This window comes from Actinoplanes palleronii (assembly GCF_016862315.1).
Classification (GTDB): Bacteria; Actinomycetota; Actinomycetes; order Mycobacteriales; family Micromonosporaceae; genus Actinoplanes; species Actinoplanes palleronii.
Window position 1 is genome coordinate 58,826 of the sequence record NZ_BOMS01000140.1, and the last position, 14,976, is coordinate 73,801.

The 14,976-nt window shown below is 70.8% G+C and carries 11 protein-coding genes; 5 read left to right on the top strand and 6 right to left on the bottom strand.

From position 1 onward, the window contains the following. Positions 1-4 precede the first annotated feature (4 nt). The gene (locus Apa02nite_RS41735; protein WP_203830015.1) at positions 5-3,238 is read right to left on the bottom strand and encodes a PAS domain S-box protein; all 3,234 of its coding nucleotides are present in this window, start codon (positions 3,236-3,238) and stop codon (positions 5-7) included. Between the two features lie 216 nt (positions 3,239-3,454). Here Apa02nite_RS41735 and Apa02nite_RS41740 point away from each other — a divergent pair, with 216 nt between their 5' ends. Both Apa02nite_RS41740 and Apa02nite_RS41745 read left to right on the top strand, forming a co-directional pair. Beyond that, complete coding sequence (locus Apa02nite_RS41740) at positions 3,455-5,173, top strand: hydrogenase maturation protein (protein ID WP_239164927.1); 1,719 nt, start codon at positions 3,455-3,457, stop codon at positions 5,171-5,173. A 59-nt stretch (positions 5,174-5,232) separates the two neighbouring features. After that, complete coding sequence (locus tag Apa02nite_RS41745) at positions 5,233-5,685, top strand: GNAT family N-acetyltransferase (RefSeq protein WP_203830017.1); 453 nt, start codon at positions 5,233-5,235, stop codon at positions 5,683-5,685. A gap of 24 nt (positions 5,686-5,709) precedes the next feature. On the opposite strand, the gene Apa02nite_RS41750 is transcribed toward Apa02nite_RS41745, so the two are convergent. Beyond that, positions 5,710-7,914 carry an RICIN domain-containing protein gene (locus tag Apa02nite_RS41750; protein ID WP_203830018.1) on the bottom strand — a complete coding sequence of 735 codons (2,205 nt, stop codon included), beginning with the start codon at positions 7,912-7,914 and terminating at the stop codon, positions 5,710-5,712. Positions 7,915-8,188: 274 nt separating this feature from the next. Between Apa02nite_RS41750 and Apa02nite_RS41755 the strand changes: the two genes are divergently transcribed. Further along, a complete protein-coding gene (locus tag Apa02nite_RS41755; protein WP_203830019.1) occupies positions 8,189-8,614 on the top strand; it encodes a hypothetical protein in 426 nt (141 codons plus the stop codon). Between the two features lie 12 nt (positions 8,615-8,626). Next, positions 8,627-9,184 (top strand): nitroreductase family protein, encoded by a 558-nt coding sequence (locus tag Apa02nite_RS41760; protein ID WP_203830020.1) that lies wholly within the window; start codon positions 8,627-8,629, stop codon positions 9,182-9,184. Positions 9,185-9,193: 9 nt separating this feature from the next. Here the strand turns inward: Apa02nite_RS41760 and Apa02nite_RS41765 are convergent, their stop codons facing one another. Together Apa02nite_RS41765 and Apa02nite_RS51570 are read right to left on the bottom strand one after the other, a co-directional pair. Then, a complete protein-coding gene (locus Apa02nite_RS41765; RefSeq protein ID WP_203830021.1) occupies positions 9,194-10,354 on the bottom strand; it encodes an acyltransferase family protein in 1,161 nt (386 codons plus the stop codon). A gap of 390 nt (positions 10,355-10,744) precedes the next feature. Beyond that, positions 10,745-11,074 (bottom strand): hypothetical protein, encoded by a 330-nt coding sequence (locus Apa02nite_RS51570; protein WP_239164928.1) that lies wholly within the window; start codon positions 11,072-11,074, stop codon positions 10,745-10,747. A 117-nt stretch (positions 11,075-11,191) separates the two neighbouring features. Between Apa02nite_RS51570 and Apa02nite_RS41775 the strand changes: the two genes are divergently transcribed. Continuing rightward, positions 11,192-11,770, top strand: a complete 579-nt coding sequence (locus Apa02nite_RS41775) for an RNA polymerase sigma factor (protein WP_198170539.1) — start codon at positions 11,192-11,194, stop codon at positions 11,768-11,770. A gap of 131 nt (positions 11,771-11,901) precedes the next feature. Here Apa02nite_RS41775 and Apa02nite_RS41780 read toward each other — a convergent pair whose 3' ends face one another. Beyond that, positions 11,902-13,320 carry a cutinase family protein gene (locus tag Apa02nite_RS41780; protein ID WP_203830022.1) on the bottom strand — a complete coding sequence of 473 codons (1,419 nt, stop codon included), beginning with the start codon at positions 13,318-13,320 and terminating at the stop codon, positions 11,902-11,904. Between the two features lie 433 nt (positions 13,321-13,753). Then, complete coding sequence (locus Apa02nite_RS41785; protein ID WP_203830023.1) at positions 13,754-14,701, bottom strand: hypothetical protein; 948 nt, start codon at positions 14,699-14,701, stop codon at positions 13,754-13,756. Positions 14,702-14,976 lie beyond the last annotated feature (275 nt).

The following is a 14,976-nucleotide window of genomic DNA, read 5'->3' on the forward strand; positions in this document are numbered from 1 at the left end:
CTCGTCAGGCCAGCGGGAGGGTCAGGGTGAAGACGCTGCCGGTGGGGTGGTTCGGGCGGTGGCCGACGGCGCCGTTGTTCGCCTCCGCGAGGGCCTTGGCGATGTAGAGACCCAGCCCGTGGCTGCTCATCGTCGGATCCGCGCCGGTCGCGCCGGTGTGGCGCTCGAACAGGTGCGGCCGCATCGGCTCGGGGACACCCGGGCCGGTGTCGTGCACCGCGACGACCGCGACGCCGTCGTGGCTCACGACGGTGAGCGCGGAGACGCCGCCGCCGTGCCGGGTCGCGTTGGCGCAGAAGTTCGTGACGATCTGGTGCAGGTGCGCCGGATGGGCGAGAACGGTCAGCCCGGCCGGGCAGTCCAGGGTGACGGCCGGGGCCAGCCCGGCCAGCGCGGCGGTCAGGTCGACCGGCTGCGGGTCGGCGTCGAGGCGGCCGGCCTCGATGGTGCACAGCGTGATGATCTCGGCGCGCAGCAGTTCCAGGCGGTGCGCCGCGCGGGCGATCGCGGTGGTGGCCTTGCGGTGTGCCGGGTTGAGCTCACCGGCGTCGCCGAGCAGCAGCTCGACGTAGCCGATGATGGTGTTCAGCGGGGTGCCGATCTCGTGCGAGAGCATCCCCATCAGGTCGAGGTTGAGCTCGTTCGCGGTGGCCAGCTGGGTGTTGCTGAGCTGCAGGGCGGCGTTGCGCTCGGCCAGCTGGGCGGCCGCGGTGTCACGTTCGCGTTCGGCGGCCAGGCGGGCGGTCACGTCCTGCACCGCGGCGATGAACCCGGCCGGGTGCCCGTCGTCGTCGCGCAGCAGGGACATGCCGAGTTCGGCGTCGACGGTCCGGCCGCCGGCGTGCAGCAGCCGCAGACTGCGCTGCACGGGCTGGTCCCGGGTGAACAGCGCGGCCGCGGCCCGGTGGTTGCCGGGCCGGTCGTCGGCGTGCGTGACCTCGTCGAGCCGGCGGGCGGCCAGCGCCTCCACCGGCTGGCCGAGCATGTCCGCCAGCGCCGGGTTCACCTGCAGGAACGTGCCGTCCAGGGCGATCGTGGCCTGCCCGACGGTGGCCAGCGAGAACTGGGCGCGCAGGCGGCGTTCGCTGGCCGCGAGCAGTCGTTCGGCGTTCTTGCGGGCGGTGACGTCGACGTTCACCTCGAGGACGGCGACCGCGCGCCCGGCGTCGTCGTACTGCAGCGCCTGGTGGGAGAGCACGGTGATCCGGGCGCCGTCGCTGCGCTGGTGCTCGACCTCGCCGTGCCACTCGCCGGTGCCGGCCAGCGCCGCGTCGACGATCGTGCTCAGCACCGGGAAGCGGGCGTCGAGCAGCCGGCGGCTCAGGCAGCCGAGCGCGGCGTCGCCGGCCCAGCCGTACGTGCTCTGGGCGCCGCGGTTCCAGTGGGTGACCCGGTCGTCGAGGTCCCGGACGATCACCGCGAGCGGGGCCAGGTCGAGCAGTTCGGCCTGCTGGCGCAGCCGGGCGTGGTCGTGGTGGCGTTCGGTCACGTCGCTGCACGCGCCGTCGATGAACCGGACGCCGTTCTCCCGGCGCGGCACCCCGCGGATCCACGCCCAGCGGGTGACGCCGTCCGCGCCGATCAGCCGGCAGGTGGTCTGCGCCGGGTGCTCGGCCTGCAGCGTGCCGCGGAACGTGGCGAACGCGTGCCGGTCCTCCGGGTGCACCATCGCGGCCAGCACCCCGGCCAGGTCACCCTCGGCCGGCGCCGGCCCGCCGAACAGGTCGGTGTCGTTCGGGCTGGCGTAGACCAGGTCGACCGCCTGCTCCGGGGTGATCCGCACGGTCCACAGGTAGTCGCTGAGGTTGGCCACGATCCGGTCGAAGCCCCGCCGGGCCCGGCTGAGCTGCAGTTCGAGGTCCTCGGCGCGGCGGCGGTGGACGTACTGGCCGATGTGGGTGGCGACGGTGCCGAGGGCGGCCAGCAGCTCGGGATCCGTCTCCGAGAAACGCCGGTCGAAGACGGCGAGCACCCCGACCACGTCGAGGCCGTTGCGGACCGGGACGGCCACCGCGCTGCGCAGCCCGGCCGCGGCGGCGACCGTGGCCTGCGGGGTGCCGGAGCCCTGCAGGTCGGCGACCCAGTGCGCCGATCCGGACTCCCAGACCTGGCTGACGATGCCGTACCCGTGGCTGAAGTCGGCGGCCCGCATCGGTGCGGTGATCCGCTCGTCCCGGGACCAGTCGGCGAGCCGGACCAGGCCCCGGCCGTCGGTGTCCAGGTGCCAGTACTCGACGTACGGCCACATGGTGCCCTCGCCGACCCGGGCCACCACGGCCGCCGACGCCTCCCGGGCGCTCTTCGCGGCGGCGAGCGCCCCGGCCACGGCGTATTCCAGGCGCCGCAGGTCCGTGCCGCGCCGGACGGTGGTGATGTCGCGGACGAACGCCTGGCAGGACATCCCGGCCGGCTGCTCCGGTGTGGTGAGCGACAGCTCGATCGGGAACTGCCGGCCGCCGCGGTGCACGGCGCGCGACTCGATCCGGCGCGCCCCGGCGACCCACCCGGCCGGGTCGAACAGCGGGTCCTGCCGGTGCTGCGGGGCGATGATCAGGTCGATCAGCGGCTGCTCGCACGCCTCGTCGGCGCTCCAGCCGAACATCTGCTCGGCGGCCCGGCTCCCGTCGGTGATCCGGCCGGCCGCGTCGGTGGCCAGGAACGCGTCCAGGGCGCTGTCCAGGATCCGCCGGCAGCGTTCCTCGGTCCGCGCCGCGTCGTGCACCGCGATGCGCGCGGTCATCTCGGCGGTCGCGGCGGCGGCCAGGCCCTCCATCACCGCCACGTCGGCGTCCGACCAGCAGTGCGCCTCGGAGTCGATCACGCTGAGCGCGCCCAGCACCAGGCCGCCGGGGGAGCCGACCGGCATGCCGAGGTACGCGATGGTCCGCTGGTCGGCGATCGCCGGGTTGTCACGCAGCAGGGGATGCTCGCGAGCGTCCGCGACGACCAGGGGTGTCGCCGACTCCACCACGTACCGGCAGTAGGAGTGCGAGAGCGGGATCCGCCGCGGGACCGGCGGGAGCGGGCCGCTGTGGCTGACCAGGTGCTCCTGGTCCGCCTCGACGAGCGTGACCAGCGCGATCGGGCCGCCCACCAGCCGCGCCGCGACGTCGGTGAGCCGGTCGAGCACCGGGGACGCGGGGGTCTGACCCAGACCGGTCGCGGCGACCGCGGCGAGCCGGGCCGGGTCGGCCACGGCGCCACGGATCGGGCCGGGATGAACGGTGAGCGCCTTCATCGGTCCCCTGATCGGCCACCGGAGACCGGACCTGAGCCGGGATACGGTCCTTTTGGTCATTTCTGGTTCCCGAATGGCCATCGGACCCTTTTCCCGGCCTTTATCAATGGAGCATTCCAGCGAACGGGTGAATGACCGGTTCACCCGCTCTGAGCTGGAGTAGGTTCACTCGAAAATTCTTTCCCGGGGAAACGGTAAATGCGAATTCTCTTACTCGTGTCGGCATTCAACGGACTCAGTCAGCGGGCGTGGTGCACCCTGCGCGAGGCCGGTCACGACGTCGGCGTGCTGCTCGCCACCACCGAAGCGGAGATCACCGCGGGCGTGCGGGCGGCCGCGCCGGATCTGATCGTCTGCCCGTTCCTCAAGGACCGGGTCCCGGCCGAGGTCTGGCAGCGGTGGCGCGCTGTGATCATCCACCCGGGGCCGGTCGGCGACCGCGGCCCGTCGTCGCTGGACTGGGCGATCAGCGAGAGCGCGGCCCGCTGGGGGGTCACCGCGCTGCAGGCCGTCGAGGAGATGGACGCCGGCCCGATCTGGGCCACCCGTACCTTCCCGATGCCGGCCGGCACCCCGCGCAAGTCCGCGCTCTACAACGGGCCGGTCGCGGACGCCGCCGTGCAGTGCATTCTCGAGGTGGTGGCGAAGGCCGCCGATCCGGCGTTCCTGCCGGTGCCGGCCGAGGCGATGCCGGTCGAGGTCCCCGGCGCCCGGTTGCGGCCGCCGATGCGCCAGACCGACCGCGGCTTCGCCTGGAACCATGCGACCCACGAGGTGGTCCGTGCGGTCCGGGCCGCTGACGGTTCACCCGGCATGCGTACGACGGTGGCCGGCCGCGACGTCTACGCCTACGACGCGCACCCGGGCCCGGCCGCCGACGCGGTTCCCGGCACGCTGCTCGGCCACCACGAGGACGCGGTGCTGGTGGCGACCGGCGACGGCAGCGTCTGGCTCGGCCACCTGCGAGCGGCCACCGCGCAGCGGAGCGTCAAGCTGCCCGCCACCACGGTCCTGGCCGCCGAGCTGGCGGGTGTGCCGGCGACCGACGGCGCGCCCCGGCGGGTCCGCTACCGGCGCGAGGGCCCGGTCGGCTGGGTGGAGTTCGACTTCTACAACGGTGCGATGGCCCGGGCGCACTGCGAACGGCTGCTGACCGTGCTGCGGCACGCGGCCGCCCAGGACACCACGGTGCTGGTGCTGCTCAGCGGCACCGACGCGTTCAGCAACGGCATCCACCTGAACGTGGCCGAGGCGGCAGCCGACCCGGCCGCGGCGGCCTGGGCGAACATCCGGGCGATCAACGACGTGTGCCGGGAGATCCTCGGCTGCGCCGGGCAGACCGTCGTCGCCGGGTACGCGGGCAGCGCCGGCGCCGGCGGCGTGATGCTCGGTCTGGGTGCCGACGTCGTCGCGGCCCGGGCCGGCATCGTGCTCAACCCGTACTACGACATCGGCCTGTACGGCTCCGAGCTGCACACCCTCACCCTGCAGCGGCGGGTCGGCGCCGAGCAGGCCGCCCGGCTGCTGGACGAGAAGCTGCCGGTCAGCGCCGAGCAGGCGCTCGGGATGGGACTGGTCGACCAGGTCGGCCCGCGGGACCCGGACGAGTACCGGGCCTGGCTGACCGCGCTGGCCGGCCGGTGTGCCGCCCCGCCGGAGGGCCGGTACCTGCACGACGGCAAGCGGGCCGCGCTGGCCCGGGACTGGCTGCCGGTCGAGGCGTACGAGGCCCGGGAGCTGGCCGAGATGAGCCACGACATGTTCGCCGACCGGTCCGGTTTCGCCGCCGCCCGGCACGCGTTCGTGGCCAAGACCCGCCCGGCCGGCACTCCGGACCGCCTGCTGCCGCGCCCCGTCCTGCCGCCGTCGCCGCCGGTCAAGACGCCCCGCGCCCGCAAGGCGGCCCGCCCGCGTGCGGACCGGGTGAAGAGCTAGGTGAGCTCGTCCCGAAGTGGATCGACTGCCTCGCGATGGGGGCGCGGTAGGTTCTGATCATGGGGAGCTGGGGGTTGCGGGCGGCTGCGGCGGGGGATCGCGAGGCGGTTGCGGAGCTGCGGGCGGTGGTGTTGCGGGGTGATCTGGAGCGGCTCGGGCGGTATGACGAGCATCGGGTGCGGCAGCGGTTCCGCGACGGCTTCGGGCCCGGGCACACGTGGGTGATCGAGGTGGACGGTGCGTTCGCCGGGTGTGTGGCGCTGCGGCCGGACGGCGGGGCCTACTGGCTGGAGCACTTCTATCTGGACGCGGGGCTGCAGGGGGCCGGGATCGGCACGGCGGTGCTGCGTGACCTGCTGGAACGGTGTGACGGCGAGGGCGCGACGGTGCGGCTGAACGTGTTGCGGGGGAGTGCGGCGCGGCGGCTCTACGAGCGGCACGGGTTCACGCTCGAGAGCGAGGACGACGTGGACGTGTTCATGGTGCGCGGGCCTGCGCCCGGGAGCGTGTGAACGACGCGCTCCCGGGCACCCCCGTTACGGGCCGGAGACCAGGTTGGTGACCTGATGGCCGCTGTTTGCCGCGGCGCCGGTGTTGTTGATGACGTGGCTGATCGTGCCGGTGCCGCCGAGTGAGACGGTCACCATGTCGTGGAACTTGACGCCGCTGTTCACCGGCACCTCGAAGGCGCGGGCGTTCACCACGGCCGGGTTCACGTTGAAGTAGGCGTAGCTGCCCAGGCCCCACGCCTCGTGACTGGTCACCGAGTCGGCGACCTTGTAGGCGGCCCAGCCCTGGGTGGAGCCGTTCATGTACGCGGCCTGGTTCGGCGGGTCGTACGGCATCTCGTTCTGGTAGAAGTACGTCTTGCCGCCGTTGCCGTTCCAGATCGTCTGGTACTGCTGGTAGTGCTCGACGAACAGGCCGTAGAACGTCACGTTGTTGCCGTTGACGATCAGGCCGTTGCGGGCGGTGTTGATGTTCCAGCCGACCGTGCCGCCGTTGCCGTGGTCGGCGCGCCAGATCCAGGCGTGGTCACCGATCACGTTGTTGCTGTTGATCTGCAGGCTGACCGAGGCCTTGCCGGCGATCGCGCCGCCGATCCGGATGAAGACGTCGGAGAGCACCGTCGGGTTCGCCGCGTGCGACGCGCTGGAGCCGGCCGGGCCGACCTGCAGCAGGGTGGTGGAGTTGGTGGTGCCGGCGTCGAAGAGCAGACCGGCGACCCGCACCCCGTCGACGTCCGCGACGTGCATGGCGTCCACGCCGCCGTCCGGGACGAAGGTGGCCAGGCCCAGGCCGAGCACGACGGTGCCGGCCCGGTTCACGTCGAGCGTCTGGTTCAGGTGGTAGACGCCCGGGGTGACCAGCAGGTTCTTGCCGGCGGCCAGGGCGGCGTTGATGGTCGCCGAGGTGTCACCGGACTTGACCACGTAGAAGCTGCTGATCGGCAGCGAGGAGCCGGCCGGCGACCCGGAGGCCCACGTCGTGCCGGTCGCGTTGGTGCGCAGCGCCGGGACGAAGACCTGGTAGGCGCCGGTGCCGTCGACGTACAGGTAAGGTTTCTCGGCGATCGCCGGCGAGGAGCCGACAGTGGTGTAGGGCGGGGTCGGGAAGCTCTGCGCGGGCGCGCCGGTCGAGCCGACGAACACCTGGTTCCAGTTCGAGCCGGCCCAGCTGCCCATCGCCGAGTTGCGGGTCAGGAACTGCTGCTGCGAACCCGACTGGATCTGCCCGTCGACCTTGGAGTCCGCGATGAAGCCACCCGAGCTCCAGCCACCATCGGAAAGAGCAAGATTTCCGCGTACGTGCATCCGGCGATACGGAGCGGCCTGCGACACCGCCCAGCGGTCCAGCCCGTCGCCCGGGGTGACCGACAGACCCTCGGCGGCGCGCCAGAAGTTCTGGGTGGCGTTCTGCGACCCGTCCGGCCACCAGTCCGCCTCGACGTGCACGTGACCGTTGATGTTCACCTGGTCCGGCGACAGCCCGAGCCCGGCCACCTGGGTGAAGAAGCCGACGTTGACGTCCGCGTTGTACGAGCCGGGCTTGAACAGCAGCGCGTAGCGGGCGTTGCCGAACTGGTTGGCGACCTGGGCGTTGAAGACCGAGGTCAGCTTGTTCTGGATGGTCGACGCGGACATCGACGGGTCGAACACGGTGACGTTCGGGCCGAGGTCCGGGTTGGTCGGGTTGGTCGGCACGGTCGTCGGCGGCGTGGTGGGGGGAGTCGCGACGCCGGAGAACGTCCACTTCTGGTTGGCACCGCCGCCGCAGTCCCAGAGCTGGAGCTTGGCGCCGTCGGCCAGGTTGTTGTCCTTGATGTCGAGGCACTTGTTCGCCGCGACGTTGACCAGGTCCTTGCCCGCGCTCAGCGTCCACTTCTGGGAGGCGACGGTGTCGTAGCAGTCCCACAGGTGGATGGCCGCGCCGTTGGCGGTGCCGTTGTTGACCACGTCGAGGCACTTGCCGAGCGCCTGCACCTGACCGTTGTCGGCGAACGTCCAGCTCTGATTCGGTCCGGTGGAACAACCCCACATCTGGGGCTGGTTACCGTTCGCGGTGCTGCCGTTGGTGACGTCGAGGCACTTGCCGTTCGCGGAGCTGACGATGGTGCCGCTGCTGGCGGCCAGGGCCTCGGTCACACCGGCGATGCCGAGACCGGCGACGACCAGGGCGATCGTGCCGGTGGCGAGCCACCGGGGCCGTCGCCATGGGCGGCGGTGCTGGGGATCGGACATGTTGTGCCCTTCGTGGGGGAGTGGGGGACCCCAGCATTTCGGCTTTCCCATCGAAGTCTCAAGATGCTTTAAGGTTTCTTTAATGGTTCCGGAACCGACCGTGTGTTTCACGGGTGACTGCCGGTGACTGTTTCACTTGTTTCATGAGCTGGGCGTGTTTTCCCTGCCGTTTTTCGCGTCTGTCGCAAGGTGTAGTTACATCGATGGTCTTAGGTGTAGTTGGCCCCACCCGGAGGGTGCGGCAGGTGGTAGTGACCGGGTCGCCGATCGATTGGTGCAGTTGCCGATGGCGTTCACCCCGGCGATGGGTGCGTTCCTGGTGCGCCGCTGGGTGACCGGCGAGGGCCTCGCCGGCACCGGCCTCGGCTGGCGCGCTTCCCGGTCGCTGTGGCTGAGCGCGTGGCTGGCGCCGCTCGTGATCACCGCGCTGATGCTGGCGCTCGCGGCGGCCGCCGGGTGGTGGCGGTTCGACCTCGGACCGGTCGACGGGGCCGGTGGGGTGATGTTCCTGCTGGTCACGCAGGTGGTGCTGACCCCGGTCTACTTCGGCGAGGAGTTCGGGTGGACCAGCTTCCTGTGGCCGCGCCTGGTGCCGGGCCGCCCGCGCCTGTCGATGCTGCTGACCGGGAGCGCCTCTCGGGCCGTCCGTGACGTGGCTTGCTTTCCGGTGGTGGCATGTCGCCGCGCGGCCGGCGGGTGACAGGCTTGCGGTGTGGCGAACGACGGTGTCCCGGACCTGCATCCGTTGCTGCGCGGCAGGAGCAGTCCGACGGGCTTCGACCGGCGGCATGCGGTGACGCCGGAGGAGGTGACGTCGCTGATCGAGGCGGCCCGCTGGGCGCCGTCGGCCGGGAACTCGCAGCCGTGGAGCTTCCTGGTCGCGCTGCGCGGCGACGCGACGCACGAGCGGCTGGTGCGGCACCTGGCGCGCAGCTCGGCCCGGTGGGCGCCGGACGCCGGGGCGCTGGTGGTCAACCTCGCCCACCGGTACGTCGCCGGGACGGACTGGGAGTACTCCGAGTTCGCCCTCTACGACCTGGGCCAGGCGGTGGCCCACCTGACCGTGCAGGCCGCCGCGCTGGACTTGCAGGTCCGGCAGTTCCGGGCGTTCTCCCTCGAGGGTGTGGTCGAGGAGTTCGGCATCCCGGACCACTGGCAGGTCACCTCGATGACCGCGATCGGCAGGGCCACCGCGTCCGGCGGCACCGAGGCGCCCGCTCGTGAGCGCCGCAGCGTCACCGACCTGCTCTGGCCGCCGTCCGGAGAGTGAGTGTGGCGGTCAGCTGCGAGCCGTCTTCGCCTTTGCTCTCAGCACGCGCATCATCGGGCACTCCAGCCAGTGGTACATGGCGAAGGAGATCAGCAAGGTGATGAGCATGGTGCCGCCGAGGAACAGGCCGGCGCCGCCGAGCAGGGGCTGGTGGCCGAACCAGTAGCCGTGCCGCCCGTGGTGCTGGAGCACGTGGACCGCGGTCGTCATGACCAGGAAGTGCATCAGGTAGAACGCGTAGGAGGCCTCGCCGAGCTGGACCAGCGGCTTCCAGCGCCAGGGTGACCGCTCGCCGGTGACGTCGGCCGCGGCCGCGGCGGCGATGAGCGCGGCGAAGACCACCGGTACCACCACGCCGATGTCCACCCAGCTGTGCGCGATGTAGAGCACGACGACCAGCGCGGTGCTCGGCCACAGGCCCGGGCCGGCCCAGCGGCCCCGGACCACCAGCACGCCGACGATCACGCCGACCAGGAACTCGTGGTAGCGCGTCGGCGGGAAGAAGCCGAAGTACGGTGCGGCCACCGGGGGCAGTCCCTCGCGGGCGACGGTGTTCACCAGCAGCGCGCCGACCGGCAGGGCGGCCAGCCAGACGTACAGCCGTTCGGTGGTCAGGCGCTGCAGGCGCGGCAGGACGTAGGGGAGCGTGAGGTAGAAGAACGCCTCGCAGCAGAGCGTCCAGGCGACCGGGTTGATGGCGTTCGGGAAACCGGCGTGGAAGACCCAGCTGTTGATCAGGAGGACGTTCGTCAGCACGGACCAGGTGCTGATCACCCCGCCGGTGACGGCGAGCACGATCAGCGCGCAGACCAGGGCGAACGCGTAGTTCGGGTAGATCTTGGCGAATCGGCGGTGCAGGAAGGCCCGGGTGGTGTCGCCCGGCCGGTAACTCCAGACCAGGACGAAGCCGCTCAGCACGAAGAAGAACGAGACGCCGATGCCGCCCATCGACACCGCCCGGAAGAACGGCGCGAGGGTCGCGTTGGAGCTGGGCATGACGATGCCGAGGTGAAATCCCCACACCATGAAGGCCGCCACCCAGCGGAGCCCGGTCAGCGACGGAAGCCGCGTGAGTCCGCCGGTGGTGCCGGGTGGCGCGGCCCTCGTCCGCTGCGCCGGCACCGGGTCCGCGGTGGCGGCGGCGGGTGGCAGTGTCGCGGGGAGGGGCATGCTCGGCTACTTCCTGGAGTCTGGCAGGACGGCAGCGCGCACGGCCGTGAGCCCGGCCGTGCGCGCGCGGCTCAGAGAGTGCCGGACGGTCGATGCGTGTGTCGAATCCGGGGCCCGTGGTGGCATGAACTGAGGAGACAAAGATCAACGATGTCCGGAAATGGGGGACGGCGTCCCGTCCTGGTCCGGGGTGAGCAGGCCGCGCAGCGAGAGCGCCGGCGCCGAGGCCACCAGGCACCCGCCGAGGGTCAGGACCACCCAGCACCAGCTGGGCGCCGACGATCGCGATCGTGTTGGCCGCCATGGCCCAGGTGGCCACTCGGGGACGGACGTCGGCCACCCGTACCGAAAAAGCGGCGAAGCCGACCTCGATCTGGGCGTAACCGCAGGTCATGAGTAGCAGGCCGAAGGCCAGCAGGCGCCGGAAGGCGCGGTCGGAAACACCTGGCGGTATCCATCGGTCTCGGCCCGGTCGTGTTCCGTCGCGGTCAGCCGGCGGCCGACCGCGGGCAGGGCGAGCAGGGTGGCCAGCGGGATCAGGTACGTGGCGCCGGTCGCCCACGCCGACGCGCCACCGGCGGCCGCGTCGGAGAGCCCGCGCACGCCGGTCAGGTAGATGAACAGGAACGGCAGCGTCAGACCCCGCCCGATCGACGAGACCAGCACACCGGCCAGCAGCCATCGGGCTTCCCGGCGCTCCGGCAGGGTCTCGCGGATCATGCCCGGATCATGCCGTCCCCGGTCAATGTGACACCAGGGATTTCCCCGGCGCGACGCGGCCCGGTGTATCGGCAGGCTTCAGTGGTCGATCGAGCGCCTATCAGGGGGAGTGGCGACATGCGGCAAACGATGACCATGGATGTGGCGACGGTGGTCCGGGACGCCCGCGACGGCGACGAGCGGGCCTGGCGCACGCTCGTCGAGGCGTACGGCCCGCGGCTGCGGCTGGTGGCCCGGCGGTTCCGCATCCCACCCGATCAGGTCGGTGACCTGCTGCAGGCCACCTGGCTGCAACTGTTCAGCGGCATCGACCGGCTGCAGTGCCCGGAGGCGGTCGGTGCCTGGCTCGCCGTGACGATGCGCCGGTTCTGCCTGCGCGCGGTCACCGGACGGGACCGGGAGTGCCCGGTGACCGGGATGGACGAGTGGCTGCCGCAGCCCGGCGCGGCCCCGGACGCCGGCCTGCTGCGCGACGAGCAGGCCGCGTCGGTGCGCCGGGCGCTGGCCCGCCTGCCCGAGCGGCAGCGCCGGCTGCTGTGGCAGATGGCGACCGACCCGGACGCGCGGTATGCCGAGATCAGCGCCCGGCTGGACATGCCGGTCGGTGCGATCGGGCCGACCCGGGCGCGGGCGCTGGGCCGGCTGCGGCGCCTGCTGCTGGACGAGGAGCGGGCGACACACTTCGCCCACCGCTGATCAGTATCGGGCCGGGCCTGTCCATCGTGATCGCGGACGCGCACGGCGCCGAGGTCGACGTGACCGCCCGGCAGGGAGGGCGGCCTCACCATTGCTGTCCGACGGCCCGCCTGACCCGGACGTATGGGCCATCAACCCGCAGCCACGGTGGCGGTCAGGTAGGGCTGGTAGGAGTGATCGGGCGCGTTGCCGGCCGCGGCGCGGCAGGTGGCGGCCACCCGCCAGCCGCTGGCCCCGGACTCGGTCGGCAGGGTCAGCCGGACCGCGTTCCAGCGCCCGGCCGCGGTGACCGCGGCGGTGCCCTCGACGACCGGCTTCCCGCCACGGATCGCGTCGTACACCGAGACCTCGACGGCCTGCGCAGGCGCCGGATATTCGCCGCAGCCGCCGCCGTCGGTGACGGTCAGCACCTGACCCGGCCGGCCCGCCGTCGGGCTGAGTCCGAGCTTCGGCGCGGTGCTGGTGACGGTCTGATGGAACGTGTACGTGGCCAGGCTCCGACCGCCGGTGCGTTCGATCGGATCGGTGGACGCCTCGCAGCTGACCGTCGCCGGATAGGAGCCCGGTGTGGCCGTCTCCGCGCTGCGGATCCATGCGCCCTGGCTGAACTCGTCGGCCTGCTCGACGACGGCGTCGGACGGGGCCTGACCCGCGCCGCGCGTCACGATGAGGACGTACCCACTGCTCACCGCCGGGCAGGTGAAGCCGGGAGCGTGGGAGACGAATCCGGCGCGACCGCTCGGCCGGAACACCGTCAGCGCGCCCTTGCGCAGCTTTGCCGCGGCCTTGGCGCCGAGTTCGGCCAGTTGCGATCCGGGCCGGTAGCCCATGTGGACTGCGGTGCCGGCGACGATGGCGATCCGGCCGGCCGGGGTTGCCGCGTTGTAGCGTCCCGGGCGGTGATCGCAGACGATGTCCAAGGAGTTGCACAGGCTGAGCACCCGGCCGCCGATCGCGCCGAATGTGTGCCCGTTCGACAGCGAGAAGCGGGGGTACCACAGGCCGACGCCCTTGGCCCGCGAGCCGGCGCTGCCGAGCTGCTGCCCGTCGTCGCCCGGCACCCGGTCGCCGTCGCCGATCAGCACGATGGCGTCGATCCGGTCGGTCACCCGGCTGCCGAGGATCTGCATGCTGCGATGGATCACCATGGCGCCCTGAGAGAACCCGGCCAGGATGACGCGCTCGTCGGGGCATTGCCGCAGCCGGTCGAACAACAGAGTGTTCAGCTCGCGCTCGCCGTCGATCAGGCTTTTCATGAACGTGCCGATGCCGGGATAGAACATCGTCGCGACGGGTGCGGCCCGGTAGGGAAGCGGGTACGCCGTGACGCCCCGGCCGGTCGCCTTCGCCTTGACGGCGCGGTACACCGCGGTGACCTCGGCGCCCATCCCGGACTTGTCGTACCCGGGCTGGCCTTTGTCGGCTTCGCCGGAGCCTGCGGCGCCCACGAACAGCGCATCGCCGCAGCCGGGGGCCTCGGCGCGCGCGGGAGCGGCGGGCACCGCCAGCATGGCGGCGGCCAGGGCGGCCATCGCGAGAATACGTTTCATCCGGGCAGCATGGCCGGTGGATCGCGGGTGCCGGCGCAGCGTCCTCCCGGCGGTGGTGGAATTCCGGCGGACGGGGTCGGCCGCTCGGTCGCCGCCGCCCGCCGGGTGGTCCGGCCGGGTGGCCTATGCGGTCATCGGCAGGGGTCGTCGGCCTTGACCCGGGCGCGGTCGCGGAGGACCCACGAAGCGCTCGGGGGACGGCCATGGGTGGCGCGGATCCAGTCATCGCCGATCATGTCGTGGACCGCGCAGGCTTCCCGGAAGTATCGGCCCAGCGTCAGGTTGAGGGCGAAATGGCTCCACCCGTGCGGGGACAGCAGCCGGGGCAGGTGGCGGCTCCACTGATCTCGGCAGAAACGAGCCTTCTCCCGCCCGCGACGAGCGTCACGCCGGGTAGCGGCTCGGCGCCAGCCGCCGCGCGGTCAACGGCAGATTAGTGCGTCGCGACTCGGACCGCGCGAAGCACTTGAAGGGAGGTGCAGAGTGCATCAAACACTCCGAAGACGTCGGCAACGAGGTCGATATACTGAACTCCGCCGGGCTCTTTATCGCTGAATATTCGGCCAGACCGGAGATCGTGCCGTGCGGTTGCATGACCGATCGCGTTCCGGGTTCTGTTATTTAAATGATCGGCGTATCCCTCCCATCCTGGAACCTGCCGAATGAAGGCAAGGCGTGCGGCGTTGGCCAGTTTGTCGTAAGCCTTCAGAGAATTCGGGTTTGCCTTAATGTTGGCCCCAACGGGCAGATCAACTCCGAAGTCATTCGGATCCTGGCGCTTGACGGTGTTTTGCGCTGCCACCGCGAGCCTCAGGGTTTTGCAGACTGTCTCAAATCCCTGCTGGTAGAGGTCTCGGAGGACGTCGAACTCATCGCGATGCAAGGTGAGGTCCTCAAGAAGCGGCAGGCGAGCAGGTGGTATCATCCGCCGGAGCGTACCCATCTGCCAAGCATCATAGTGACCCATGAATCGATCGATCAGTTCAAAGACGCTTCGCTGCAGACCGGGAACCAGTCCGGAAGCGACGTCCGCTTGTACGAAATCGGTGTAGGTCGAATGCTTGAGGGCGCTAACATGCTTGGCGTGAAACCGTTGTAAATAGCGACGGGTAGAGTCGTCAGTTTTAGCCGTTATTGCGGCGGCCACAATAGCAACAGCTTTATGCGCCACGGTGGCCCGCTCGTGGACCGTAGAGGCCGTACGCCAGTCGCTGAATGCAGACCTTCCTGCTTTATCAAAGTGCTTCCAATCTTCGACCAGGTAGTATTCGTAGATTCGGCGCACTCGTGGCCAAAGCTCCTCCGCCGACTCCCTGCCAGTCGAAAGCGCTTCGAGGAGGTCTTCTTCTCGCCCGGCACCGACCAAGAATATCAAGGTCATTGTAGGAAATGTACCAAGCTCGCCTCGCTGTGTAGCGCCGTACTTAGAAGGAACGCTAGGGTCGACAGTGACGAAAGGAGCCTCGAGAGAGGTTTCGGTCGGCAGAAATTCTGCTTCCATCTCGATTCGATGCGATGGAAGGTCCGCACCCTGAGATCGTCCACGGATCGGCAACCCACAGTGCACGCAAGGAACATAGAAGCGCGTCAGCTTTGACGGGCCGATCCCGAGCCGACCATTGAGCCTTTTCCAACCTGACGGTGCTGGTCACGGCG